Origin of the sequence: Promicromonospora sp. NFX87 (genome assembly GCF_048564965.1) — a bacterium.
In the GTDB taxonomy this organism is placed as follows: Bacteria; Actinomycetota; Actinomycetes; order Actinomycetales; family Cellulomonadaceae; genus Promicromonospora.
This window is the reverse complement of sequence record NZ_CP183413.1, coordinates 2499174-2523380: the sequence shown is the minus strand read 5'-3', so window position 1 is coordinate 2523380 and position 24207 is coordinate 2499174. Positions and strand designations below refer to the sequence as shown.

At 72.8% G+C, this 24207-nt stretch carries 22 protein-coding genes; 7 read left to right on the top strand and 15 right to left on the bottom strand.

The window, feature by feature from the left end:
* The first annotated feature begins 11 nt into the window (after positions 1 to 11).
* The 4 genes from ACNYC2_RS11260 (at position 12) to ACNYC2_RS11245 (ending at position 4412) form a co-directional block, all read left to right on the top strand.
* On the top strand, positions 12 to 665 hold the full coding sequence (locus ACNYC2_RS11260; RefSeq protein WP_419707099.1) for a TetR/AcrR family transcriptional regulator: 654 nt from the start codon (positions 12 to 14) through the stop codon (positions 663 to 665).
* Positions 662 to 2011 carry an FAD-binding oxidoreductase gene (locus ACNYC2_RS11255; protein WP_419707098.1) on the top strand — a complete coding sequence of 450 codons (1350 nt, stop codon included), beginning with the start codon at positions 662 to 664 and terminating at the stop codon, positions 2009 to 2011. The genes ACNYC2_RS11260 and ACNYC2_RS11255 overlap by 4 nt, the downstream gene beginning before the upstream one ends.
* 135 nt (positions 2012 to 2146) lie before the next feature.
* Positions 2147 to 3508: a jacalin-like lectin gene (locus tag ACNYC2_RS11250; RefSeq protein ID WP_419707097.1), complete on the top strand. Its 1362-nt coding sequence runs from the start codon at positions 2147 to 2149 to the stop codon at positions 3506 to 3508.
* 328 nt (positions 3509 to 3836) lie between these two features.
* Positions 3837 to 4412: an SgcJ/EcaC family oxidoreductase gene (locus ACNYC2_RS11245; protein ID WP_419707096.1), complete on the top strand. Its 576-nt coding sequence runs from the start codon at positions 3837 to 3839 to the stop codon at positions 4410 to 4412.
* On the opposite strand, the gene ACNYC2_RS11240 is transcribed toward ACNYC2_RS11245, so the two are convergent.
* The 3 genes from ACNYC2_RS11240 to ACNYC2_RS11230 are packed head-to-tail and all read right to left on the bottom strand — an operon-like array spanning position 4375 to position 7406.
* On the bottom strand, positions 4375 to 5796 hold the full coding sequence (locus ACNYC2_RS11240; protein WP_419707095.1) for an ATP-binding protein: 1422 nt from the start codon (positions 5794 to 5796) through the stop codon (positions 4375 to 4377). The two genes, ACNYC2_RS11245 and ACNYC2_RS11240, sit on opposite strands and share 38 nt — an antisense overlap.
* Positions 5793 to 6503 carry a response regulator transcription factor gene (locus tag ACNYC2_RS11235; RefSeq protein WP_419707094.1) on the bottom strand — a complete coding sequence of 237 codons (711 nt, stop codon included), beginning with the start codon at positions 6501 to 6503 and terminating at the stop codon, positions 5793 to 5795. Before ACNYC2_RS11235 ends, ACNYC2_RS11240 begins: the two co-directional genes overlap by 4 nt.
* Before the next feature lie 57 nt (positions 6504 to 6560).
* Positions 6561 to 7406, bottom strand: a complete 846-nt coding sequence (locus tag ACNYC2_RS11230; protein WP_419707093.1) for an SDR family oxidoreductase — start codon at positions 7404 to 7406, stop codon at positions 6561 to 6563.
* Positions 7407 to 7517: 111 nt separating this feature from the next.
* Between ACNYC2_RS11230 and ACNYC2_RS11225 the strand changes: the two genes are divergently transcribed.
* Positions 7518 to 8420: a helix-turn-helix transcriptional regulator gene (locus ACNYC2_RS11225; RefSeq protein WP_419707092.1), complete on the top strand. Its 903-nt coding sequence runs from the start codon at positions 7518 to 7520 to the stop codon at positions 8418 to 8420.
* Positions 8421 to 8473: 53 nt separating this feature from the next.
* On the top strand, positions 8474 to 9277 hold the full coding sequence (locus ACNYC2_RS11220; RefSeq protein ID WP_419707091.1) for a DUF4184 family protein: 804 nt from the start codon (positions 8474 to 8476) through the stop codon (positions 9275 to 9277).
* A 402-nt stretch (positions 9278 to 9679) separates the two neighbouring features.
* Here ACNYC2_RS11220 and ACNYC2_RS11215 read toward each other — a convergent pair whose 3' ends face one another.
* From ACNYC2_RS11215 to ACNYC2_RS11190, 6 genes are read right to left on the bottom strand one after another with little or no spacing between them, the layout of a single operon-like run.
* Complete coding sequence (locus tag ACNYC2_RS11215; protein ID WP_419707090.1) at positions 9680 to 11404, bottom strand: ABC transporter ATP-binding protein; 1725 nt, start codon at positions 11402 to 11404, stop codon at positions 9680 to 9682.
* The gene (locus ACNYC2_RS11210) at positions 11401 to 13038 is read right to left on the bottom strand and encodes an ABC transporter transmembrane domain-containing protein (protein ID WP_419707089.1); all 1638 of its coding nucleotides are present in this window, start codon (positions 13036 to 13038) and stop codon (positions 11401 to 11403) included. The genes ACNYC2_RS11215 and ACNYC2_RS11210 overlap by 4 nt, the downstream gene beginning before the upstream one ends.
* On the bottom strand, positions 13035 to 13862 hold the full coding sequence (locus ACNYC2_RS11205) for an ABC transporter ATP-binding protein (protein WP_419707088.1): 828 nt from the start codon (positions 13860 to 13862) through the stop codon (positions 13035 to 13037). Before ACNYC2_RS11205 ends, ACNYC2_RS11210 begins: the two co-directional genes overlap by 4 nt.
* On the bottom strand, positions 13859 to 14905 hold the full coding sequence (locus ACNYC2_RS11200; RefSeq protein ID WP_419707087.1) for a FecCD family ABC transporter permease: 1047 nt from the start codon (positions 14903 to 14905) through the stop codon (positions 13859 to 13861). Before ACNYC2_RS11200 ends, ACNYC2_RS11205 begins: the two co-directional genes overlap by 4 nt.
* On the bottom strand, positions 14902 to 15915 hold the full coding sequence (locus ACNYC2_RS11195; protein WP_419707086.1) for a FecCD family ABC transporter permease: 1014 nt from the start codon (positions 15913 to 15915) through the stop codon (positions 14902 to 14904). Before ACNYC2_RS11195 ends, ACNYC2_RS11200 begins: the two co-directional genes overlap by 4 nt.
* Complete coding sequence (locus ACNYC2_RS11190; protein ID WP_419707085.1) at positions 15915 to 16955, bottom strand: ABC transporter substrate-binding protein; 1041 nt, start codon at positions 16953 to 16955, stop codon at positions 15915 to 15917. The genes ACNYC2_RS11195 and ACNYC2_RS11190 overlap by 1 nt, the downstream gene beginning before the upstream one ends.
* A gap of 130 nt (positions 16956 to 17085) precedes the next feature.
* Here ACNYC2_RS11190 and ACNYC2_RS11185 point away from each other — a divergent pair, with 130 nt between their 5' ends.
* The gene (locus ACNYC2_RS11185) at positions 17086 to 17892 is read left to right on the top strand and encodes a helix-turn-helix domain-containing protein (protein ID WP_419707084.1); all 807 of its coding nucleotides are present in this window, start codon (positions 17086 to 17088) and stop codon (positions 17890 to 17892) included.
* Between the two features lie 28 nt (positions 17893 to 17920).
* On the opposite strand, the gene ACNYC2_RS11180 is transcribed toward ACNYC2_RS11185, so the two are convergent.
* The 6 genes from ACNYC2_RS11180 to ACNYC2_RS11155 form a co-directional block, all read right to left on the bottom strand.
* Complete coding sequence (locus ACNYC2_RS11180) at positions 17921 to 18751, bottom strand: transglutaminase-like domain-containing protein (protein ID WP_419707083.1); 831 nt, start codon at positions 18749 to 18751, stop codon at positions 17921 to 17923.
* A gap of 50 nt (positions 18752 to 18801) precedes the next feature.
* A complete protein-coding gene (locus ACNYC2_RS11175) occupies positions 18802 to 19134 on the bottom strand; it encodes a hypothetical protein (protein ID WP_419707082.1) in 333 nt (110 codons plus the stop codon).
* 89 nt (positions 19135 to 19223) lie between these two features.
* Positions 19224 to 21248, bottom strand: a complete 2025-nt coding sequence (locus tag ACNYC2_RS11170) for an HNH endonuclease (protein WP_419707081.1) — start codon at positions 21246 to 21248, stop codon at positions 19224 to 19226.
* A 438-nt stretch (positions 21249 to 21686) separates the two neighbouring features.
* Positions 21687 to 22619 (bottom strand): DNA-3-methyladenine glycosylase family protein, encoded by a 933-nt coding sequence (locus ACNYC2_RS11165; protein ID WP_419707080.1) that lies wholly within the window; start codon positions 22617 to 22619, stop codon positions 21687 to 21689.
* 30 nt (positions 22620 to 22649) lie between these two features.
* The gene (locus ACNYC2_RS11160) at positions 22650 to 23366 is read right to left on the bottom strand and encodes an esterase/lipase family protein (protein ID WP_419707079.1); all 717 of its coding nucleotides are present in this window, start codon (positions 23364 to 23366) and stop codon (positions 22650 to 22652) included.
* A complete protein-coding gene (locus ACNYC2_RS11155; RefSeq protein ID WP_419707078.1) occupies positions 23363 to 24163 on the bottom strand; it encodes an alpha/beta fold hydrolase in 801 nt (266 codons plus the stop codon). Before ACNYC2_RS11155 ends, ACNYC2_RS11160 begins: the two co-directional genes overlap by 4 nt.
* Between the last annotated feature and the right edge of the window lie 44 nt (positions 24164 to 24207).

Genomic DNA, 24207 nt, shown 5'->3' with positions numbered 1-24207 from the left:
GTGCCCGTCCGATGCCGCAAGGTGACCGGCTGACGCGACCGAGCTCGCGCAAGAAGCACGACGCCGCGCTCGCGGCCGCGGAGGTCCAGTTCCTCGCCACCGGGTTCGAGTCGGTGACCATGGACTCCATCGCCAAGGAGTCGGGGGTCTCCAAGCAGACGCTCTACAGCTACTTCGGCAGCAAGCAGGACCTCTTCCTGGCCCTGGTCACGGAGAAGACCCGCGTCACGAGCCGTTCGGTGCTCTCCTCGGTGCCGCGGGTCACCGACGCCGGGACGGCGCGGGACGAGGTACGCGACCTGCTGGTCGCACAGCTGACGGCCGTCATGAACCCCGAGGTCCTGGCCCTGCGGCGCCTCGTCATCGGGGAGGCGGTCCGCTTCCCCGAGCTCGCCCGGGCGCTGTACGAGAACGGCCCACGCGTCGCGATCGCGTCGCTCGCCACCGTCATCGGAGACCTCGCGGACCTCGGGCTGGTCCGGATCGCCGGCCCCGACGCCGACGGCAGTACCGACACAGCAGCGACCCAGCTGAACTGGCTCGTCATGGGCGACCCGATCAACCGCGCGATGCTCCTGGGCGACGACGCGACACCGACACCGGCCCAGCTGCGCGCCCACGTCGATGCCGCGCTCGACATGTTCTTCGCGGCGTACGGCGCATGAGGCCCGCCTGGCAGGCACTCGGCGCGGGGATCGACGGCGAGGTCGTCCGGCCCGACGACGACGGGTACGCCGAGGCGAGCCTGCTCTTCAACCGGCGGTTCGACGACCTGCGGCCGGCCGCGGTCGTCTTCGTGACCTCGGCCGCCGACGTCGCGGAGTGCCTGCGGTTCGCCCGGGCGCACGGCATCCCGCCGGCGGTCCGGAGCGGCGGCCACTCGTACGCGGGCTGGTCCAGCGGGAACGGCCGGCTGGTCATCGACGTGCGACGGATGAACGACATCGCCGTCCGCCCGGGCGTCGCGCACATCGGCGCCGGGGCCCGCCTCGGCGACGTCTATGCGGCGCTCGCCGAGCACGGCGTCACGATCTCGGGCGGCACGTGCCCGTCCGTCGGCGTCTCGGGTCTGACGCTCGGCGGTGGGCACGGCCTGCTGTCGCGCGCGTACGGCCTCTCGTGCGACAACCTCGTCGAGGCGACGGTGGTGACGGCGGACGGCGCGATCCGGACCTGCGGCGCGGAGCAGGAACCCGACCTGTTCTGGGCGCTGCGCGGGGCAGGGAACGGCAGCCTCGGCGTCGTCACGGAGCTGCGCCTGCGCACCCACGCCGTCCACGAGTCCTCGTCCGCCGACCTGGCGTGGCCGTGGTCGCGCGCCGCGGCCGTGCTCGCGGCCTGGCAGGACTGGGCGCCCGACCTGCCGGACGAGATGTGGGCAGCCCTGCGGCTCCAGAACGACGCCGGCGACCCCTCCGTCTCGGTCGTCGCCTTCGCGCTCGGCGGCCACGAGCACCTCGCCGAGCAGCTGGCAGCCCTGCCCGACGGACGCACGCGTCACGAGATCCGCACCGAACCGCACCTGGGCACGGTCCGGCGGTTCGCCGGGGACACGTCCTCGCCCGCCGACCGGCCGTCCTACGACGTGCGGAGCGACTTCTTCGCGCGCTCGATGCCCGCCGAGGCGATCGGCGCCGCCATCACGACGGTGGAGAACACCCCCGCCGGCATCGCCGCCTCGGTGGCGGCCGTCGCGATGGGCGGCGCCGTGAACCGCCAGCAGGCGCACGAGACGGCGTTCGTCCATCGGCACCACCGTTTCCTCGCGCAGTACGAGGCGAGCTGGGACCACCTCGACGACGCGGGCACCGCCGCCGACGCCGAGGGATGGCTGGCCGCGATCCACTCCGCCATGCGGCCCTACGCGTCGGGCGAGGCATATCAGAACGACTTCGACCCGCGCCTGCCGGACTGGCGCCGCGTCTACTACGGGTCCGCCGCGGACCGCCTCGCACAGATCGAGCACCGTTACGACCCGGACCGGCTCTTCGACTTCCCGCGGACCCGCTGAGCCCGGGTACCCGCCGGTCCGTCACCTGCGGGCAATGGTGGCGTAAGCCGCAAGTAGTGACGAAGTCATGCATATCGGCCAGGCTGTACGACCATGCCGGATTTCACCCGGCACCCTCGACGACTGGAGCACGGTATGCGGACACGCAAGGTATTCGGCAGGACCGCACTCGCCGCGGCCGCACTGGCCACGATCGTCCCGCTCGTCGCCGCGGTCGGCCTCGCCGCCCCGGCGTCCGGATCGGCGTCGCCGTCCGCGGTCACGAGCGGATCCTTCTCGATCCTCAGCTACAACATCGCCGGGCTCCCCCTCGGGATCGGCGACGGCGACCCGGAGACCAACACCCCGATCATCGGCTCGCGGCTGGCCCCCTACGACGTCGTCCAGGTCCAGGAGGACTTCAACTACCACGCGGCGCTCTACGCGGCCGACCGTCATCCTCATCGGACGCCGACGAGCGGCGGCGTCCCGTTCGGCAGCGGCCTCAACACGCTCTCGGACCTCCCCTTCGAGGACTTCGAGCGCGTCGCCTGGGCCGACTGCTCGTCGGGATCCGGCGACTGCCTGACCCCGAAGGGCTTCACGTTCATGCGGGCCCGCCTCGCCGAGGGCGTGTGGGTCGACCTGTACAACCTGCACACCGACGCCGGCGTCGAGCCCGGCGACCTCGCCGCGCGGCGCGCCAACCTCGCGCAGCTCACCACGTTCATCCGGTCCCGCTCGGCGGGGAACGCGGTGATCGTCTACGGGGACACCAACACCCGCTACACCCGCGCCGACGACACGATCGCCGAGCTCGCGTCCGCGAACGGCCTGACCGACCCGTGGGTCGACCTCGTCCGCGGCGGCGACGCCCCCGACAAGGGCGCCCCCGCGCTCGTCTGCGACGACGCGACGGTGGACCAGACGTGCGAGGTGGTCGACAAGATCCTCTACCGCGGCGGAAGCCATGTCCGCCTCGACGCGGTCGAGTACCGCAACGACCACGCCGCCTTCCGCGACGCCGCCGGCAAGAACCTGTCGGACCACTACCCCATCGCGGTCGACCTCAACTGGTCCCTCAGCCCCGACTTCCGGATGAGCGACCAGTTCGGCGGACCGCACGGCACCTTCTTCACCGACGTCGACGACCTCACCGCCGGCGCCCGGCCCACAGAGCTGCGCGTGCGCGGCGGGTCCAGGGTGGACCAGATCGGCCTGACGCTTGCCGGTGGTGCCCGCCTCGAGCACGGGGGCAGCGGGGGCACCCTCGGGACGCTGGCCCTCGCCGCCGGCGAGTATCCGGTCAGCCTGCACCTGTGCCAGGTGAAGCACGACGACCACACCCGGATCGCCTACGCCCGCTTCACGACGAGCACCGGCCGGACGCTGGCGGGCGGCACCTCGACCAGCGACTGCACCACGTACACCGCCCCGTCCGGCTGGCAGATCGCCGGCTTCCACGGCCGTGCGGGCGACGAGGTCGACAAGGTCGGGGTCATCTACACCCGCCGCTGAGCCGAGTTGTGCCGAACTGACGACCCGAGGCTTCGGTCGTCGAAGTAGAGCGCCTGTCCGGACCCACGCTCTACTTCGCCGACAAGTAGACGGCGAGGTAGAGCGCCTGTCCGGACAGGCGCTCTACTTCGACGACTGAAGCCGGGGGCCGGCAGCCCTTCCTGAACTTCTTTCCCGAACGTTGTACGAGCGCTGGATCCGCGCTGCACAGCCCCTTCCCGGCGTACGGCGAGGGTGGGACCACTCCCGATCGAACCCGGGAGCGGCCCCACCGTCAGGATCGCACCAGGATCATGAGGGGCCACGACTTCCACGCATTGGAGCCGTGATGAACTCATCCACCCAGAAGCCCAGCCGGACCCGCGAGCGTGTCGGCCTCGTCGCGGTCACGGCGGTCCTCGCCGCCGCTGCCACCGTCGGCATCACCGGCATCGCCACGGCCGACGACAGGGCAGGCGCCAAGGAGACCGCCGGGCAGGCCGACGACGGGGCGGACAAGAAGAAGGACAAGGAGCCGAGCGAGCAGGAGATCGCCGCCCTGTTCGACGAGTGGAACGCCGCGCTGGGCACGGGCGACGCCGAGGTGGTGGCCGACCGCTACGCACCCGACGGCGTGCTGCTGCCCACGGTGTCCAAGCAGGTCCGGACCGACCGCGACGGGATCGTCGACTACTTCGAGCACTTCCAGGAGAACGACCCGGTCGGCGAGAAGACCGAGACCATCGTCACCGTGCTGGACGAGAACTCCGCCGTCGACGCCGGCACGTACGTGTTCACGCTCACCGACCCCGAGTCCGGCGAGGTGCGCGAGGTCGAGGCCCGCTACACCTACGTGTACGAGAAGATCGACGGCGACTGGCTGATCATCAACCACCACTCCTCGGCGATGCCGGCCGGAGACTGATCCGGACGCCGAGCCCACCAGGGCTCGGCGCGTCCCGGAGGGTCACCGCACCGCCGTCGTCGGTCACCAGCTGCTTGACGATGGCGAGGCCGAGGCCCGAGCCGGAGCGGCCGGTGAGCCCGGGGCCCCGCCAGAACCGGTCGAAGGCGCGGGCCTTGTCGGCGTCGGACATGCCGGGGCCCTGGTCGAGGATCTCCAGCACCACCTCGTCGTGGTGCGGCTCGCTCCGGACGGTGTCGGCCCGGACGGTGATGGCGCCGCCGTCCGGGGAGACCTCCAGGGCGTTGGACAGCACGTTGTCGAGCACCTGGTCGAGGTGACCGGGACTGGCCAGCACCAGCAGGCGGTCGTCGGAGGGCGCGGCCAGCGTGATCGTGACGCCGCGCTCGTCGGCGGCCGGCTGCCAGACCGTCAGGCGTTCCTCCAGGATGTCGCGCAGCGGCAGCGGCTCCGCGACGGTCGCCTGGGCCTCGGCGCGGGCCAGCACCAGCAGCCCGTTGACGAGGCGGCTCATCCGCACCACCTCGGCGGTGGCCTGCTCGACGTCCTCCGTGACGTACGGGTCGTCGACGCCGTCCGCGATGTTGTCCAGGGACAGGCGCAGGGCGGTGAGCGGCGTGCGCAGCTGGTGCGACGCATCGGCGACGAAGACCCGCTGCGCGGCGATCAGCGTGTCGAGGCGTTCGGCGCCCTGGTTGAGGGTGCGGGCGAGGGTCTGCGTCTCGTGCGGCCCGGTGACCGGGGAGCGCGCGGTGAGGTCGCCGTCGCTGAACCGGCTCGCCATGGCGTTGAGCTGGCGCAGGGGGCGGGTCAGCCAGCGGGCGGCCAGGTAGCCGAGGCCCGCGGCGATCACCAGCACCCCCACGGCCAGGATCGCGCGGAAGCCCCAGATCGTCCAGAACCGGTCGGTGAGCTCCTCGGTCGGGAAGATGATCCGGACGGCGCCGACGACGTCACCGCCGCTGTCGCCGGCTCCGGCCTGCGCGCGGGCCGGGACCGTGATCACGAGCTCGGTTCCCCAGGGCGTCGCCGATCCCCAGTCCGTCGTCGAGGTGTTCTCCCGCAGGGCCCGGTCGACCGCGGCGTCCGGCTCGGGCCGGGGCATGCCCGACACCGCGGCACCGTCGGCGGCAGTCCCCAGGGCGACGGCCTGGACCGTGCTGCCCGTCTCGACGGAGTACGCACCGGCCATCTGCACCAGCGCGTCGCGGGAGGCGTCGTCCCCGGCGCCGAGCAGCAGCGCCATGGTGGTCGCCTCCCGCCGGACGGAGGCGTCGGTGTCGCCACGGAGCTGGCTCGTGAGCGTCAGGGCCACCGGGACCGTGAACGCGGCGAGGGCGACCGCGACGAGCAGCACGTAGCTGACGATCAGCCGGCGGATCATGCGGGCAGCGCCCCGGCGTCCAGGATCTCCAGGCGGAACCCGACGCCGCGTACCGCCTCGATGGCGACCGCACCGGCCAGCTTGCGCCGCAGCGCGGCCACATGGACGTCGAGCGTCTTCGTCGGGCCGAACCAGTGGGCGTCCCAGACCGCTTCCATGATCTGCTCGCGCGACATCAGAGCGCCCGGCTCCTCGGTAAGGAAGCCGAGCAGGTCGTACTCCTTGGGCGTCAGCGCCACCGGGCTGCCGTCCAGGTGCACCCGGCCCGCGCGGCGGTCGATGGTCAGCCGCGGACCGTACCGGTCCGGGCCGCTCGGCGCGCGGCCCGCGTTCGCCGGCTGGGCGCGGCGCAGCACCGCCCTGATCCGGGCGATGACCTCGCGCATGCCGAACGGCTTGGTGACGTAGTCGTCCGCACCGAGCTCAAGGCCGACCACCCGGTCGGCCTCGTCGCTGCGCGCGCTGATCACGATGATCGGCACGGCGCTCCGCTCGCGCAGTGCCCTGCAGACGTCGAGACCCTCGACGTCGGGCAGCCCGAGGTCGAGGAGCACGACGTCGTAGGGTTCGGCGCCGTCGAGCTCGGCGGCCGCCGTCAGCGCCTCGCGTCCCGTCGGCACCCACTCCACCGTGAAGCCGTACCGCAGCAGCCCGCGCCGGAGCGACTGGGCCACCGGTTCGTCGTCTTCAACCAGGAGTACGCGCACGGGTGAACTTTACGGTCCGACGGCGCCGGATCCGTGCAGGTCCGGCAGCGCCCGCCGTCACGCCTCGTAGGCGAGCGACGCCGAGAGTCCACGGTTGGCGTCGATCTGGTCCCGGATCGCCGCGAGGTTGTCCTCGACCGCCCCCATCGCGTCCGCCCCGGCGACGAAGCGGAGCGGCAGCTTGCCGCCGTCCGACAGGACGACCAGGGCATCGGCGAGCTTCCGGGGGTCGCCGCCCTGCTGCCCGTTCATGCTCCGCCAGGTCGTGATGGTCCGTGCGGTGCGCTCGGCGTAGTCGTCGATGTCCACCGCGGGCCAGATCGTCGAGGCGCCCTCGACGAGGAGCTCGGTGCGGAAGAACCCGGGCTCGACGGCCATCGTGCCGATCCCGAAGGGTTCGACGTCGTGCCGCAGCGACTCCATCCAGCCCTCCAGGGCGAACTTCGACGCGGCGTACGCGGCGGTGAACTCCCCGCCCACCAGGCCCGCGGTAGAGGTGACGGTGATGACCTGGCCGCCGCGCTGCGCGCGCATGACCGGCAGCACCGCCCGGGTCACGTTCAGCGGCCCGAAGAAGTTGGTCTCCAGCTGCGCCCGGAACTGCTCGGGGCTGATGGTCTCGAAGTAGCCCGCGTAGAAGTTGCCCGCGTTGTTGACGAGGACGTCGATGCGGCCGAACCGGTCGCCGGCCGCCTGCGTCGCGGTGGTGGCCGCGTCGGGGTCGGTGACGTCGAGCGCCACCGCCAGCAGGTTGTCGTGCGCCCCGACCGCCGCCTCGACGCGGGCCGCGTCGCGGCCGGTCGCGACCACCGAGTGGCCGGCGGCGAGCGCCGCCTGCGCGATGTCGATCCCCAGGCCGCGGCTTGCCCCGGTGATGAACCAGACCTTCGTGTTGTTGTCCATACCTCCATGGAAGGCCGGTTCCCGTGGCGGAGGGAGTCCCGCTCTACAGGGTTAACACCAGTGACCCCATGAGCCCGGGACGGGTCGGATCGGGTGCCGTAACTTCGATGTATGAGCACCGGGCGCGACATCCCGCACGAGATCAAGCACGACCTCCGGGACGACATCCGTGAGTTCCTCACCACCCGGCGGGCCAGGCTCACCCCTGAGCAGGTGGGCCTCCCCGACTTCGGCGGACGGCGGCGCGTGCCCGGTCTGCGCCGCGAGGAGGTGGCGCTGGTGGCCGGGATGAGCGTCGAGTACTACGTGCGCCTGGAGCGCGGCAACGCGACGGGGGTCTCGGAGTCGGTCCTGGAGGGCATCACCCGCGCCCTCCAGCTCGACGAGGCCGAGCGTGCGCACCTCTACGACCTCGTCCGCACGGCCAACCAGGGCGCCGGCCCGCGACGCCGCCTCGCCCCGCCCCGGCCCGCGCGGGTCCGGCCGAACGTGCAGCAGCTGATCGACACCATGGAGAACGTGCCGGTCATCGTGCAGAACGGGCGGCTCGACGTCATCACGACGAACCGGCTGGGCCGTGAGCTGTTCTCGCCGGCGTTCGAGGCATCCAGCGAGCAGCGGCCCGTGAACCTCGCGCGGTTCGTCTTCCTCGGCGCCGGTGCCGGGCAGTTCTTCCGCGACTGGGACGACACCGCCCGGCAGACCGTCGCCATCCTGCGCACCGAGGCCGGCCGCGCGCCGTACGACCGCGAGCTCAGCGACCTGGTCGGCGAGCTCGCCACGCGCTGCGACGCCTTCCGTGTCCTGTGGGCGTCCCACGACGTCCGCATCCACCAGACCGGGAAGAAGAACGTGCACCATCCGGTGGTCGGCGACCTGGACCTCACCTACGAGGGCATGGCCCTCGCCTCCGAGCCGGGCCTCCTCCTGCTCGCCTACGGGGCCGCGCCCGGCTCGGCCACCGGTGACGCCCTCCGGGTGCTCGCGAGCTGGGCGGTCCCGCACGGCGTTTGACGGTACTGTCCGGCTGGCGCCACCACGCCCCGCCCAGCCCCGAAGGACGACCAGTGCCGTTCACGCTCTCCCACCCCGCCGCCGTGCTGCCGCTCCTGCGGCGCCCGTTCAGCGCCGCCGCCCTGGTCGCCGGGGCCCTGGCTCCCGACCTGCCGTACTTCGCCCGCAGCACGCCCGTCCCGGTGGGGGCGCAGTCCTGGTACGAGCCGTACATGAACGCCACGACGTCGCACACCCTGCTCGGCGCCCTGACCGTCAGCCTGCCGTACGCGGTGGCACTCTGGGGCCTGTTCCTGGTGGCCCGACGCCCGGTCGGGAGCCTGCTGCCCGCCCCTGCCGGCGCACGTTCGCCCGAGCGTGACAGCGGCGGCGCGGGCGCGCTTCTCCGGCGCGCCGGCTGGGTGCTGCTCTCCCTGCTGATCGGCATCGCCACGCACCTGGTCTGGGACTCGTTCACGCACAGCGACGGCTGGGTCGTCATGCACGTGTCCTTCCTGAGCACGCCGCTGGCCGGCGACCTCTCGTGGGCCCGGGCGCTGCAGCACGTCAGCACGGTCGGCGGGCTGGTGGTCATCGCGGTGTACCTGTGGCGCCGCCGCTCCCGGCTGCTGCCTGCCAGTCCTGCCGGACGGCGGAGGGCCTGGCGGCTCCTCGCGATCGTCGCCGGCATCGCCGCCGCCGGTGCGGTCGCCGGCACCCTCGAGTGGTGGGGCGGGGGTTCCGGGCTCGCGGCGCGGGACGTGGTCGAGGGTGTGCTCTCCGACGTCGCGACGGGCGCCGGCGCGGCGCTCATCGCGGCGGCGCTCCTCTATGTCGCCGGGTGGTGGATAGCGCGCGCGGTCGGCGGCCGTCGCTGAGCTCAGCCGGTCGGCACTGTCGGCCGGTTGGCGCTGCTGGCGGCGAAGCCGATCACGTGACCTCGAAGTCGGCGCGCCGGTCACGGTCGGCATGCCGGGTCAAGGCAGGCACGCCGGGTCGAAGTCGGCACGCCGGGTCGAAGTCGGCAGTTGGCATCGAGATCGGTCCAGCGCTGTGTCGACCTCGATGCCAACTGCCGACCTCGGTGAAGATCACCAGGGAGGTGCCGACCTCGGCGCGGGCGACTTCGGTCCCTTGCATCCGGCGTACCGCTGACTTCGGTCGGTTGCCCTGAGATCGGTCAGTCAACCGACCGATCTCAGGGCAACCGACCGAAGTCAGCACGGCAGCACCAGCAAAGGACCGAACTCAGCACCCGCCCTTGCTCCACCCGCACCGCGTCAGTCCCGGTGCCGGCGCCACGCCTCCCACAGCCGGGCGTAGCTTCCGCCCGACGCGAGGAGCTCCGCGTGCGTGCCCTCCTCCGCGATGCGGCCGCGCTCCATCACGACCACCCGGTCCGCCGCGGCGGCCTGGCTCAGCCGGTGCGCGACGACGAGGGCGGTGCGCCCGTCGATCACCGCCTGGGCCGCACGCTCGAGGCGGCCGGCGTCGCTCGAGCCCGCCTCGGCGGTTGCCTCGTCGAGGATCACGACACCGGGATCGGCCAGCAGCACCCGGGCGAGGGCGAGCTGCTGCGCCTCGGCCGGGGTGAGCGCCGAGCCGTCGAGGCGGGTGTCGAGGCCGTCCGGGAGCCGGTCCAGGAGCGGTCCGGCGCCCACGACGCCGAGCGCGTGCCGCAGCGCCGCGTCGTCGGCGTCGGCCCGGGCGAGCGTGAGGTTGTCGCGCAGGCTGGCGTCGAACACGTGCACCTCCTGCGTGACGAGCACGACGCCGTCCGGCGTCTCGACGGTGCCCGACGTCGCGTCGTGCACCCCCGCCGCGAGCGCCGCGAGCGTGCTCTTGCCCGCCCCCGAGGCGCCGACGACGGCAACCGTCTCGCCCGGCGCGACCCGGAGGTCGACGTCGACGAGGACCGGGTGGTCCGCAGAGTAGGAGTGACCGACGCCGCGCAGGCCGAGCCCGGCGCCGTCGGGGGCGCGGCGCCGCGACCGGCCGTCGTCCTCCCCCGCGACCACGTGCCCGGCCCCGACGACACCGGTGATCCGCGCGAGCGACGCCAGCGCCGACTGCATGTCGTCGATCACGAACAGCAGCTGGCCGATGGGGTTGAACAGGCGCAGGAACAGCAGCATGGCCGCCGTTGTGCCGCCGATGGTGCCTCCGCCGTCCCGCACGACGAAGAACCCGACGACGAGGAGCGTCGTCATGCCGGCGAGCTCGGCGGCGTTGATCCGCCCCGAGAACGCGTTCTGGACGGCGCGGGCGTGCATGGTCCACCGCACCACCGCCCAGGACGCCGCGCGGATCCGCACCAGGTGCCGGCCGGACAGGTCGAAGGCGCGCACCGTCTCGATCCCGCGGAGCGAGTCGAGCAGGTGCTGCGCGCGGTGCGCCATGGCGGCGCGCTCGCCCGCGTACAGCCGCGGGGCCCCGCGCAGGTACCGGCGCACCGCGAACGTGTGCACCGGCAGGATGACCAGCAGCGCCAGGGCGTAGCGCGGGTCGATCACCGCCATCCCGCCGAACGTCACCACGATCGTGAAGAACGATCCGGTGAGCGCGGGCACGACGGCGGGGATCGCCTCGGCGACCTCGGCGACGTCGTCCCCCGCGCGGGAGATGAGGTCGCCCGTCCCGGCGCGCTCGACCTGCGACTGGGGCAGCCGCAGCGCGGCCGCGACCATGTCCTCGCGCATGCGGGCGAGCATCCCCTCCAGCAGGCGGGACGCCCCGATCATGCCGACGGCGGCGAGCACCGCGCCGACCACCACGGAGCAGACCATGATGGCGCCGGCGATCCAGACGGTGCGTGCCTCCCCGCCGGCGGTGACGGCGTCGACCACGCGGCCGATCGCGAGCGACGGCAGGACCCCGGCCGCCGCCGTCGCGACGAAGACGACCACCAGCCCGGCGAGCCGCCAGCCGCGGCGGTCCAGGGCGCGCCACATCTCGCGCAGCACCGTGCGCCCGTCGGCGATGGGCAGGCTGTGGTCAGTGCTCATCGGTGCTCCCCCGCTGTCGCGTGCTCTCTGGGTGCTGCGTGCTCGACCACCCGGTCCGCGACCTGCAGCAGCGCCGGGGACCGCGTGAGGATCACGGTCCGCCGGCCCGCGCGTACGCGGCGCAGCCCCTCGGCGATGGCGGCCTCGGTGACGGCGTCGACGGCGGTCGTCGGATCGTGCAGGACGAGCAGCGGGGCGTCCGCGGCGAGCGCGCGGGCGAGCGCCACCCGCTGGCGCTGGCCGCCGGAGAGGGATGCGCCGCCCTCGCCCACTGGCGTGTCCCAGCCGTCCGGGAGGATCTCGGCGAGCTCCCCGCATCCCGCGGCGTCGAGCGCGGCGGCGACGCGGTCGACGTCGGCTCCGGGGAGCGTGACGTTCTCGCGCACCGTCCCGGCGAACAGGTGTGCCTCGTGCGGCACGACGAGCGCATCGGGCCGCGCGCCGCGGATCGTGTGGAGCAGGGCCCGGGCGGTACGTGCGTCGGCGGCCACGGCGACGAGCTCCCCGCCGGGCACGTCCTGGGCGAGCTCGGCGACCAGGCTCTCGGCCGCTCCGCGTTCGGCGACCGGTCCGGCCGGGGCGTCGTCGTCGTCCCCGGGCTCCTCCCGCAGCAGCTCGAGCAGCCGCGCGGCAGACGCGTTGGCCGACGCCCAGAGCGTGCCCGCGTTGCGGGCGAGCGACTGCAGCGGCTCCAGGAGGAACTGCGTGAGCCCGACGACCGTGACCAGCTCGACGATCCCGATCGCGCCCCGCACGGCGAGGATGCCCGCGGCCACCGTGATCGCCGTGACGAACAGCCCGGTGGTGAGGTCCATCGTGCCGACGAAGAGCCCCTCGGCCCGGCGCGCGCGCAGGGTGCTCTCGAGCGCTGTGCCGCTCGCGCGGCGGTAGCGGCGTCCTGCCTCGGCCTCGGCGTGGACGCCCTTGAGCACCCGGTAGCCGGACATGAGGTCGGCGGCCTCGCCCGCGGCGGCGGCTGCTGCCTCCTGCTCGTCGCCGCTGCGGCGGCGCAGCGACCCGCCGGTCCGGTCGGTGAGCCAGAGGACCACCGGCGCGCCGAGCAGGACGGCGAGGCCGAGCGGCCACGAGATGACGAGGAGCACCGTCCCGCCGAAGACGACCGCGGCGAGCTGCCCCACCGGGTACACGCCGATCGCGACCGCGGACGACAGCCGGCTCACGTCGGAGGTCGCCAGCGAGAGCGCGACCCCGGGTGCCGCCGACGCACCGCGCGACGGCGGCCGGGTGAGCAGGTGCGTGCTCACCATCGAGCGCAGCTGGTGCTGCACGACCAGCGTGCCGAGCTCGGCGAGGCGGGAGCCGAACCGCCAGGAGAACGACAGCAGCGCGAAGTCCGCGGCGAGCAGCGCGACCCACAGCACGAGCTGTGCGACGTCGCCGGTGCTGACCGCCCGCTCGATGGCGACCCCCATGAGCACCGGGACGAGCGCCTCGCCGAGCTGGTGGGTGACGCTCAGCGCCGCGGCGGGCACCGTGTACCGGCGCGCGCCGGTCATGACGCGCAGGGTGAGACGGCGGGGCGTGGTGCGCTCGTCGATGCGGATCTCGCGCGTGCGCACGGGTTCGGCGGGCGTCTGCAGCCAGGTCCGGTCCCGGCCGCTGCGGCGGCTCATCGGGCACCCCGCCGGTCCCGGGCGCGCCCGATGGGGGTCACCGACGGCGTGCCGGTGACCGGGTCGGGCACGACGACGCAGGCCAGCCCGAACACCTCCTCGACCAGCTCGGCGGTCACGATCTCGGCGGGCGGGCCCTGGGCGACCACCGCGCCGTCGCGCATGGCGATGAGGTGGGTGCCGTAGCGGGCCGCCTGGTTGAGGTCGTGCAGCACGGTCACGAGGGTGCGCCCTTCGTCGTTGAGGTCGGCCAGCAGCTCCATGAGCTCGATCTGGTGGGCGATGTCGAGGAACGTGGTGGGCTCGTCCAGCAGCAGGAGCGGCGTCTCCTGCGCGAGCACCATCGCCACCCAGACCCGCTGCCGCTGCCCGCCGGAGAGCTCGTCGACGAGGCGGCCCGACAGGTCAGTCACCCCCGTCGCCTCCATCGCGGCGCGGACCGCCTGCTCGTCGGCGGGCGACCACTGGCGGATCATGCTCTGGTGCGGGTGCCGGCCCCGGGCGACGAGGTCGGCGACGGTGATGCCGTCGGGCGCGAGCGAGGACTGCGGGAGCAGGCCCAGCACCCGGGCGACCTCCTTGGCGCGGTACGACGAGATGGCCCGCCCGTCGAGCACCACCTGGCCGGCGCTGGGCGGGAGCAGCCGCGACAGCGCGCGCAGGAGCGTCGACTTCCCGCACGCGTTGGGGCCGACGATCATCGTGAACGAGCCGTCGGGGATCTCGACGGACAGCTCCCGCGAGATGACCCGCTTGTCGTAGCCGAGCGTTATCGCGTCGGCGTGCAGGCGGTTGGCGGTGAGGGTTGGCGTATCGGTGTTCATGGTCGCTTCCGTGCTTCGCGGACGAGGAGCCAGACGAGGTAGCCGCCGCCGACGACGATCGTGACGATGCCCACCGGCAGCGGCTGCGGGAGGAGGTGCTGCGCGACGACGTCGGACACCACGAGGATCAAGGCGCCCAGGAGTGCCGCCGGGACGAGCGCCGTACCGGCGGAGCCGGTAAGGCGACGGGCGATCTGTGGCGCCGCGAGCGCCACGAAGGCGATGGGTCCGGCGAACGCGGTGACGGCGGCGGTGAGCGCGACCCCGCACAGGACGAGCGCGAGCCGGACGGGTTCGACCCGGATGCCGAGCGCGCGGGCCGCGTCGTCGCCGAGCTCGAGCTGCCGCATGGGGGCGGCGAGCCCGCCGATGACCAGGAGCACGACGGCGATGAGGAGCACCGACGGGAGGGCCTCGGCCCAGCCGATCCGGTTGAGCGAACCGGCGCCCCAGATGGCGGCGGTCATCGCGATCTCGAGGCGGGCGCGCAGCACGAGGAGGGTCGAGACGGCGCCCAGCATCGCCGACAGCCCGATGCCGACGACGATCAGGCGGAAGCCCTGGATGCCGTCCCGGTAGGCGAGCAGGTAGACCAGCGCCGCCGCGATCAGGCCGCCGACGAGCGCGCCGCCCGCGACGAGGTACGTGCCGCCGCCGAGGACGATGATGACGATCAGCGCGCCCGTGTACGAGCCGGCCGACAGCCCGATGATGTCGGGGCTGGCGAGCGGGTTGCGGGTGAGCGACTGGAAGAGCCCGCCGGAGACCCCGAGCGCCGCGCCGAACACGACGGCGGCGAGCACGCGCGGGGCGCGCCACTCCAGGACGACGGTCTGGACGATGCCGCTCTGCTGGCCGGCGAACGCGAGGAACACCTCGGGGACGGTCAGCGGCAGGTCGCCGAGGCAGAGCGCCACGAGCGCCCCGGCGAGCGTCGCGACGAGGAGCAGCGCGCTCACGACCACGGTGCGGACGTGGAGGCGCAGGGAGAGGCCGCCCCAGCGGATGACGGCGACGCGGGCGCCGAAGTCGATGGCGGTCACAGGGCGCTCGCCGTCCGCCGTCGGACCAGCCAGATGAGCACCGGAGCGCCGACGAACGCCGTCACGATCCCGACGGGCACCTCGCCTGGCCAGAGGACGACGCGGCCCACGACGTCGGACACGAGCAGCACGACCGGGGCGAGCACCGCCGAGTACGGGAGGATCCAGCGCTGGTCGGGGCCGACCAGCCACCGGGCGACGTGCGGCACCATGAGGCCGACGAAGCCGATGGGACCGGCGACGGCGGTCGCGGCGCCGGCGAGCAGGGTGATGGCGGTGACCGCGAGCGCCCGGGTGAGGCCGACGTGCGTGCCGAGCGCCGAGGCGAGGTCGTCACCGAGCCCGAGCGCGTTGAGCGAGCGGGCGCAGACCAGCGCGATGAGGAGCCCGGCGCCGACCACCGGGACGGCGGGGAGGACGACGTCGAGGTCGCGCTCGACGAACGTGCCCGCCGCCCAGCCGCGCATCTGGTTGAAGGTGACCGGGTCGAGCAGGGTGATGGCGGTGGTGATGCCGGAGAGCACCGCGGCGACCGCGACCCCCGCGAGGGTGAGGCGCACCGGGTCGGCGCTGCGGCCGGCCGCGCCGATGAACAGCACGACCACTGTCGCGACGAGGGCGCCGACGAAGGCGAAGCCGAGATGCTGCGCGGGCACGCTGGTGCCGAACAGCGCGATGCCGCACGCGACGCCGAGGGACGCCCCGGCGTTCACGCCGAGGATTCCGGGGTCGCCGAGCGGGTTGCGGGTGAACGCCTGGATGAGCGCGCCCGAGACGCCGAGGGCCGCGCCGACGACCACCGCGGCGAGCGTGCGCGGGAGGCGCAGCTCGAGGACTATCCGGTCGACGTCGGACCCGGTGGGCGCCACCAGCGCCTGCAGGATCTGTGCCGGGAGCAGCTGCTTGGAGCCCACCATGACGCTGAGCAGCGCCGCCAGGGCGAGGGCCGCCACCACGAGGGCTAGCCCGGCCGCCCGGCGGCGGCGCTGCTCCTGCTGCGTGCGGCTCATCACCCCTCGGTGCTGCGCGGGGCCTCGCCTGCGACAGCGCTCTCCAGGCGGGGCAGCAGCTCCTCGAGGACGTGCTTCTGGCTGAGCGGCGTCAGGAAGTAGATGGCGCCGGCGAGCTCGCCGTCGGTGTAGACGGCGCGGTTCTCCTCGACGGCGGGCAGCGTCGACAGGGTGCCGAAGTCCAGCAGGCCGTCGATGGCGTCCGGCTCCTCGGTCGCGAAGACCACGACGTCGGCCTCCAGCAGACCGGTGTTCTCCGCCGAGATCTGCGCCTGCACGCCCTCCTCGGGCGCGTGCTCCTCGAGACCCGGCGTGATGGTGAACCCGAGGTCGGTGAGGAAATCGGTGTTCAGGCCCTCGGGGTAGACCCACAGGTTGCCCTCCCAGGCGGCACCCTGCGAGAACGTCGCGGTGAGGTCGGCGAACTCGGGGTGCGCGGCGGCGGCCTCGGCGTACGCGGTCTCGACGCCGTCGATCAGGTCCTCGCCCTCGGCGGAGCGGCCGACCGCCGCGGCGACGACGCGGGTCTGCTCCTGCCAGCTGGAGAAGTACGGCTCCGAACCCTCGACGCTGGCGACGGTCGGCGCGATCTCGGAGAGCTTGTCGTAGGTGTCCTGCTCGAGGCCGGCGTTGGTGCCGACGATCAGGTCGGGCCGCAGCGCCGCGATCTTCTCGTACTCGAAGCCGTCGGTGGTGGTGAGTACCTCGGGCTCGGCGTCGCCGAGCAGGTCGGCGGCCCAGGGCCACACGGCGTAGGGCTGCTCGCCGTACCACTCGGTGGTCGCGACGGGGGTGACGCCCAGCTCCAGCAGGATGTCCTGCTCGGTGAGGCCGACCACGACCACCCGCTGCGGCTCCGCCTCGACCGTCGTCTCACCGAACTGGTGCTCGACCGTGACCGGGAACGTGTCGCTCGGCTCCGTCGTGTAGTTCGGGTTCTCGTCGGTGGCCGCGTCCGAGGGCGTGCAGGCGGAAAGGGCGGCGGCGAGCACCAGCGTCAGGGAGGCTGCGACGGCGCGGTGCGAAGGCTTGAGGTTCATGAGATCTTTCGGCCGTTATGGCGGATGGGCGAGGTCAGATTAGCCTTACCTAACCTGGCGCACCATGGCGCTCGGCGGACACGATCACTCTCGGAGGGACATCGCCATGTCGGTTGTGGAACATTCGGCGGTGGATGCGGCGCCCATCGGTGCTACCGATGCCGTCGAGGAGACATCGGCGATGTTCACGGTCTCCCGCGACGTCCTGAGCGCCGGCAGCCGGTTCGAGCGGCACTCCCACCAGGAGGACCAGGTCGCGTGGCTGGTGTCGGGCTCGGTCGAGCTGGAGGTGGTCGGCGAACGCTGGCACCTGCGGCGCGACCACCTGATGTGGATTCCGGCGGGCACCATGCACGAGATGGTCTTCCCCGAGGGCGCGGAGATCGTCAGCCTCTACGTCGACCCGCTCCTGCGGCCGGACGGCGACTGGGCGACACCGCGGACGCTCGAGTCCGATCCCCTGGTGGGCGCCCTCATGCTGCACCTCACCGAGGGCGTACCGACGCCGCGGCGACGGGCCCTGTGCCGCCGTCTGCTCGCGGAGGTGCTCGGTGACCTCGCAGTGGTGCGCGACGTGGTGGCGCTCCCCCGCGACCCGCGTGCGCGAGCCGTTGCCGCCCGGCTCCTCGAGGACCCGGCGGACGGTCGGGAGCTGGAGGCCTGGGCGGCCGAGCTCGGCGTGAGCACCAAGACATTGGCCCGCGCCTTCGTGCACGGCACCGGCTCCACGTTCCGCGACTGGAGGGTGCACACGCGACTGCACGCCGCGACGCGACACCTCGCCGAGGGCGCCGCCGTGCAGGAGGCGGCGCACCAGGTCGGCTACACGTCGGTGAGCAGCTTCATCGCCGCGTTCCGACGACGGTTCGGTGTGACCCCCGCGCGGTACGCCGCCGACCTGAGCCGTCCGACCGCAGGCGCTACGAGTGAACCGTGAGGGGCGCCCTGCCTCACCTCGATCCGCCTTACCGCAACAGACGTTCCGGAACCGCCAGATCGTCATGCAGCGACAGCTGGGCGATCGCCGTCGGGTCGCCCTGAGCACAGGTCTCGGCCAGCGTGTCGATGAGCTGGTCGTAGTCGGGACCGGTCTTGCCCTCGTAGGCGTCGGTCATCCGGCCCCACTCGTCCCAGGGCAGCATCTCCTGGTTGCGCAGCGCACCAAGATCGCGGACGGCGTTGCCGCTGATCTCGGCCGGCCCCCAGGCATGGTCCGTGCCGAAGACGCCGAACATCTGCGCGTCGATCAGACCGGCCCGGAACCGGACCCACGCCTCACCACCGGTCAGGAATTCTCCGGGGGCGAGATCCTCAGGGCGTTCGACGTGCCCCTTGCCGAGAAGCTCGGTGTCGACGCGCACCCAGCGGTTCTCGTCGGCCGCCCAGTACTCGGTGATCCAGTGATCGAAGCCGCGCCCCTCGACGAAGTACGTGCCGAAGCCGCAGCGCGCCCGAGCGGGTATGCCCCGAGACCGCAGGAACGCACAGGCGAGGACCGTGAAATGCCGACACGTCCCGACCACCCGCGCCGCGGGCTCCCTGGCGTGCTGCAGCGGAGAATCGTCGAGAGCCGCGAGCACGGCGACCAGTGCGCTCGCCGCCCGGATGTCCTTCTCCGCGATCCGGCCCTCGCCCAGCCCCGCCGCGGTGGCGTCATGCGGCTGGATCACGAGGCCCTGAGCGGCGGCACAGATCCCGACAGGATCGTCAGGCAACCCTTCGATCAGCGGGAGCTGCGCCGCATCGAGGGTGGTGAAGAGTCCAGGACGGGAGTAGTCGAGCACGCCATCGGCCATGATCCGGATGCTACGCGGGACCACTGACAGTGGATGCGCTGGTGGTTCCGTCAGCCCAGCGCCACTGCGTTCACCGATGAGATGAGGGTTCCACACGGCACGTCAGGTCTACTGAGCCCGAACAGCAAGACCATGAACTCGACCTCTTCCACGAGGTCGGGATCTGCCGGATAGTCGAGCTGCGCCCGGGCATAGTCCGCCTCACCGTCAGGCCGAACGAGCCTGGCGTCGAACGGAGTCGCACGCCCCGGCCTGAACCGCGGGCCGGAACCTAGTTCACCGAAGATCGCGATGAACTCGCCCGCTCGCCGACCCCCCGACTCATAGATGCGCCCGTCGGTCAAGAAGCGGATCGCGGGGCTCTCCTCGTACCCGGTGGCCACACGCAGAGCGTACGGCTACCGCCCCCGCCCGCTGCCGCCCCCCGCCCGCTGCCGCAACCCAGCCGGTCGAGTCCGGACGCCTCTACGGATCAGAAGGGTGGTTCGTCTGGGTGGGCGTGGGCCGTTGAGCCGGTCGGGCTCGCCGAGTCGGTCGGGCTAGCCGAGTCGGTCGGGTGGTTCGGTACAGAGCCGGGTTCGGTGGTGCTGTAGGCGCGGGGTAGGCGTTGTCCGGTCAGGGCGCGGAGGGACAGGTCGTGGCTGGTGTCGGGGTCGATCTCGTCGAGGTCGATGTGGGTGTCGAGCACGGTGGGTGGTCGGGTGTGGGTGCGGCCGGTGGGTGTGGTCCAGGTCGTGATCCCGGTGTGGGGGTCGCGGACGATGTTCCAGTCGGCGTGGGTCTTGAGGAGGTGGTGCTTGCGGCACAGGGCGTGCAGGTTGTGGGCATTGGTCTGTCCCCGCCCGGCAGGCTCACTCCCCTTGGTGTTCTTGCGGTTGCTGGTGTCTTTTGCGTCGTTGTGGTGGTGGTCGAAGGGTTGGATGTGGTCCAGGTCGCACCGCTCGGCCGGGGTGTCGCAGCAGGGAAAGGTGCACGTGGCATCCCTGGCCTCGATCGCGCCGCGCAGGGTCTTGCCGGGTTGGTAGGTGGTGGTGGAGTAGTCCCGGAGGATCCCGGTGGCGGGGTCGGTCAGCAGGCGTTGCCAGGTCGCGTCGGTCGCGATGATCCGTGCGGTCTCGGCGGGGATGGGCCCGAAGCCGGTGAGGTGCCCGGGGGTGTTGTCCAGGCCGAGCAGTGCGGTGGCGGGGATCGTGACTCGGACGACGGGGCGGGTCGGGATGATCCGTACCGGCCGCACGACCTCCTGCACCACAACCTCCTGGACAACCTGCTGCACCGGCGCGCGGCCGCCACAGGTGCACTCTGGTTCCGGCTCGCCTTCAGTGGTCCCGGCGCTTCCAGTGGTCGTCGCGTTGCCTGCGCTCGTCGCGTTGCCAGCGGTCGCCGTGTCGGCTCGCGTGCCGGTGTCCGGGCCGACACTTCCACAAGTCGCAGGGCCAGTCGCCGTGCCAGTCGCAAGGCCGGTCGCTTTGTCAGTCCCTGTGCCAGTCGCGAGGCCGGTCGCCTTGTCAGTCGCCGTGCCAGTCGTCTTATCCGAGTTCGAGTCCAAGTCCGAGTCGGGTTCGGTGTACCGGTCTGCGGGCAGGAGGCGGCCAGTGACGATCCCGGTCAGCGAGTCGGCACGTAGCTGGCTCAGTGTGCGCTCCTCACCCGTGACATGGCGCAGCTGGTGGGCCATGTCGTCCACGACACCCCATACGGCTGCGGCATCCACGGCCGGCAGGTACGCGGACAGCCACCCCATGTCGTTCTCCGCACGGTCCACGTGCACCGAACGGCGTTGCGCTTCGGCCTGGGCGGTGGCGGACGCGCCATGCAGGTTCTTCGCGAACGCGAGCATCCGGGCCTGCAACCACTTCCACGTCCGCGCCGGGGCCTGGGGCAGAAACCGGCGGATTGCCTCAGCGCGCTCCGCGACCGTCAGCCGGGACGCGGAACGCAGCAGGGTGTGCGCCTTACGGGTATCGATCCTGCCCTTCAGCAGGGCGGTGATCACCGTGGGGTGCTGGGTCCCGGACTCGGCCCGCACCACCACCTCTGTCGCCTCCGGCGCCGTCACCACCAGCTCACCCGTGACCTGCCCGACCAACGAGCTGTGCGCCAGCGGATGAGTCTCCCGACCAGCACGCTCCGCCACGACCCGGGCCTGCACACCCGCTACCCAGGACTGCAACCGGCCGCACGCGACAACCACATCGGCGAGAGCCTCGTCCGACAGCTCAGCCAGCGCACTGAACCCCACACCAGCACCATGGCCCACAGCCGGACCAGTACCCGCGCCCGGGTGCGGGTCCGGATCCAGGTCCGGGTCTGCGGCGACAGGCATGCCGATCTCCAGGTTTCCGTCCACGTCGACTGCCTCCGCCACCACCCGCGCCAGGCGCACACCGGGGGCTTCCTGCAACGCTCGGCGCAGGACGTCCTCCGGCCAGAACGCGACCGGCACGACCTCCGGAGGCCAGTCCGGCCCGAAGTCCTCTGAGATGGCAGACGGCATGGCAGACGACATCGCAGGCGGCATGGCAGACGACATAGGAGGCGGCATTTCCTGCAGGTCACTCGGCATCTCCACCGGCGGCAACACCGCGTCCGGATACGCACCGGGCGTGCGGTCGTCGAACGGTCCCTCGTACATACCGGCTCACCTCCCCTGTGGCTCATTACTCAAGAAGAGTAAACGCAGGCCCCCATCGATTCGGACCTTTGTTCGATCTTATGCTCAGCCACTGACACCGGCTCGTTCTTCTGCCATCTGCGTAGGGCGCGCGAACCTCGCCGCCCAGCTGTACACGGCCCGCCTACCTGACACGCTCGCCACGGTTGAACCCGCAAGACCCACCGCAAGACCCACCGCAACGGACCACCGCAAAGGACCAGCGCGCTGGTCCAGCACAGAGACCCAGCCGGCTCGTAGCCGCCCACCGACAGCTACCGGTCAGAACGCCCGGTAATCCGCGATCGGCGTCTTCGGCCCGCGGCGGGGCGCCTTGGCCCGCCCCTCGATCATGAGCAGCCGGACGACCCGGTGCCGGTGCGGGGCGTACGGCGCCAGCAGCCGCAGCATCCCGGCGTCGTCGGTGCGTTCGCCGGACAGCGCCCAGCCGACCGCCGCGGGCAGGTGGAAGTCGCCCACGGAGACGGCGTCCGCGTCGCCGAACGCGCGCTGCGCCACCTCCGCCGACGTCCACACCCCTACGCCCTGGACCTTCTCGAGCCGTGCGCGAGCTTCCGCGGGCGCCATCGCACACGCCTCCTCGAGACGCGGCGCCACCAGGGCGCACCGCGTCACCGTGCGGGCACGTCCGGGGTCGACGCCGGCGCGGTGCCAGTCCCACACCGGCACCCGCGTCCAGGTCTGCGCGTCCGGGACCACCCGCAGCCCGCCCCGCAGCCCCTCGGGCGCCGGGCCCGGCGCCCGCGTTCCGTACCGCCGCACGAGCCACTGCCACGCCCGGTGCGCCGTGACGGTCTGCACGCGCTGCTCCAGGACCGCGGGCACGAGAGCCTCCAGCACCCGGCCGCTGCGCACCATCCGCATCCCGGCCGCCCGACGGTGGGCGTCGCGGACCTGCGGCGGCGGCGCGAAGTCCGTGGCGTCGTCGTCCTCGCCGAGCAGCGTGGGCAGCGCGTCGGCGGCCTCCCTCGCGCCGTCGCCCCAGAGCTGCACGACCACCTCGTGCGGGCCCGCGGGCACGAATCGCTGCGTCACCGGGCCCGTGGGCAGCAGCGACGTCCGCCAGACCGTTCCGTCCGCGGCCCGGTGGAACGTCGGGTCCGCGGGCCCGTGCCCCAGCGGCCCGAGCGTCAGGGCGACGTCGGTCCGGCGCGGCGAGCTGTGGCGGACGGTGAGCACATCCCAGTTGACCACGCCCGGACCGGCGAACCGGAATCGCGGGCCTCACCGCACGGCACGCTCGGACTCCACCCGCGCCACCTCGCGCACCACCGTCTCCACGAGCAGGGGGTGTCCCAGCGGCCGGAAGTGCCCCGACAGCGGCAGCTCGATGTTCCGGGCGCCCTCCAGCCGGCCCGTCTCCGGGATGTGCGGGTCGAACCGCGGGTAGACGGCGGTGATGCACTCGTTGACGAGCAGCTCCCCGGCGAGCGCCAGCAGCACCGGGTCGCGGGGATCGAACGACCGCAGCGACCGCGAGAGCATGTACCGCGCCCAGCGGGAGCCGGTGAACGGTGTCGCGATCGCGACCATGCCGAGCACCCGGTCGCTCGCCCCGGAGAGCATGACCCGCTTGCCGATGAGGCCGCCCTTGCTGTGCGCCACGAGCACCACCCCGGTCAGGCCCGTGCGTTCGAGGTGCTCGGCCACTATCTCGGCCGACTCCGGGACCGGCCGGAGGTTGAGCTTGAGGCCCGCGACGGCGTGGACCGGATGTCCCGCGCTGGCCAGCGCCGTGGCCACCGGTTGCAGGAACTCCCACGTCTCGTAGATACCGGGCAGCAGCAGGACGGGGGCCCGCGGCGACGAGCCCGACACCCCGGGCAGCCTCGGCCGCCTGAGGAAGTGCCGCGCCTGCCGGTCCGTGGCCCACGCGTAGTCGGCGGCCCACGCGGCGAGCCGCGCGAGCACGCCGTCGGGCGAGCGCAGTCGGCCGCTCATCCGACGCCCCGGTCCGCCGCGGGCCAGGCGTCCAGGACGACCTCGGCGACGCCGGCGGGGTCCGCGTCCATGGCGTGATGCCGCCCGCCCACCGTGCGGTGGCGCCCGAGCGGGGCGCTCGCCGCGAGCGCCTCGACCCACCGCTCCGGGGCGACGGGGTCGCGCCTGCCCCGGACGACGACCACCGGCGCCGTGGTGCGGGGCAGCACGTCCTCCAGCCGGTGCTCGACGACGTGGCGCAGCTGCCGCAGGTAGTACGGCGCGCCGCAGCGCACCAGGGAGTCGAACAGGAGCGTGCCGATGGTGCGGGGCGACTCCCCCACGACGTCGATCGCGAGACGGACCGCCTGACGCGGGAAGGTACGTGCGCCGGGCTCCGCCGTCGGGCCGAGGAGGACACCCGCCGACGCGGCGTCGGGGTGGTCGGCGAGCACCTGGCCCACGATCTGCGTGCCCATCGAGTGGCCGACGAGGACCGGCGCGGGCAGACCGGCGTCGAGCACGTGCTCGCGGACGTACCGCGCGACGACTGCCGCGTGCTCGGGCACCGTGACGTCGCGGCGCGGATATGGGGACGCGCCGTACCCGGGCAGGTCCAGCGCGTGCACCTCGCCGTGGGCCACCAGGTGGTCCACGAGCCTGGCGTACGTGCGCGACGAGCAGCCCACGCCGTGCACGAGCACGAACGCCCTGCGCGTGTCGGCTCCGCGCGCGTCGGGCGGCGCCGAGACGTGCCCGACGACGGTGAGGCCGTCGTCCTCGAACCGGTGGGTCCGTCGCGAGCTGATCCGGGGCATATCGCCAGCATGGTGGAACACGCGCCGACACGCGAGGGCTTGCC

Excerpts from the sequence above, each read along its gene's own strand:
- ACNYC2_RS11205 (WP_419707088.1), bottom strand. The coding sequence starts at position 13,862 with ATGAACACCGATACGCCAACCCTCACCGCCAACCGCCTGCACGCCGAC.
- ACNYC2_RS11230 (WP_419707093.1), bottom strand. The coding sequence starts at position 7,406 with ATGGACAACAACACGAAGGTCTGGTTCATCACCGGGGCAAGCCGCGGC.
- ACNYC2_RS11180 (WP_419707083.1), bottom strand. The coding sequence starts at position 18,751 with ATGGCCGATGGCGTGCTCGACTACTCCCGTCCTGGACTCTTCACCACC.
- ACNYC2_RS11155 (WP_419707078.1), bottom strand. The coding sequence starts at position 24,163 with ATGCCCCGGATCAGCTCGCGACGGACCCACCGGTTCGAGGACGACGGC.
- ACNYC2_RS11260 (WP_419707099.1), top strand. The coding sequence starts at position 12 with ATGCCGCAAGGTGACCGGCTGACGCGACCGAGCTCGCGCAAGAAGCAC.
- ACNYC2_RS11240 (WP_419707095.1), bottom strand. The coding sequence starts at position 5,796 with ATGATCCGCCGGCTGATCGTCAGCTACGTGCTGCTCGTCGCGGTCGCC.
- ACNYC2_RS11190 (WP_419707085.1), bottom strand. The coding sequence starts at position 16,955 with ATGAACCTCAAGCCTTCGCACCGCGCCGTCGCAGCCTCCCTGACGCTG.
- ACNYC2_RS11245 (WP_419707096.1), top strand. The coding sequence starts at position 3,837 with ATGAACTCATCCACCCAGAAGCCCAGCCGGACCCGCGAGCGTGTCGGC.
- ACNYC2_RS11225 (WP_419707092.1), top strand. The coding sequence starts at position 7,518 with ATGAGCACCGGGCGCGACATCCCGCACGAGATCAAGCACGACCTCCGG.
- ACNYC2_RS11250 (WP_419707097.1), top strand. The coding sequence starts at position 2,147 with ATGCGGACACGCAAGGTATTCGGCAGGACCGCACTCGCCGCGGCCGCA.
- ACNYC2_RS11195 (WP_419707086.1), bottom strand. The coding sequence starts at position 15,915 with ATGAGCCGCACGCAGCAGGAGCAGCGCCGCCGCCGGGCGGCCGGGCTA.
- ACNYC2_RS11170 (WP_419707081.1), bottom strand. The coding sequence starts at position 21,248 with ATGCCGTCTGCCATCTCAGAGGACTTCGGGCCGGACTGGCCTCCGGAG.
- ACNYC2_RS11160 (WP_419707079.1), bottom strand. The coding sequence starts at position 23,366 with ATGAGCGGCCGACTGCGCTCGCCCGACGGCGTGCTCGCGCGGCTCGCC.
- ACNYC2_RS11210 (WP_419707089.1), bottom strand. The coding sequence starts at position 13,038 with ATGAGCCGCCGCAGCGGCCGGGACCGGACCTGGCTGCAGACGCCCGCC.
- ACNYC2_RS11255 (WP_419707098.1), top strand. The coding sequence starts at position 662 with ATGAGGCCCGCCTGGCAGGCACTCGGCGCGGGGATCGACGGCGAGGTC.
- ACNYC2_RS11215 (WP_419707090.1), bottom strand. The coding sequence starts at position 11,404 with ATGAGCACTGACCACAGCCTGCCCATCGCCGACGGGCGCACGGTGCTG.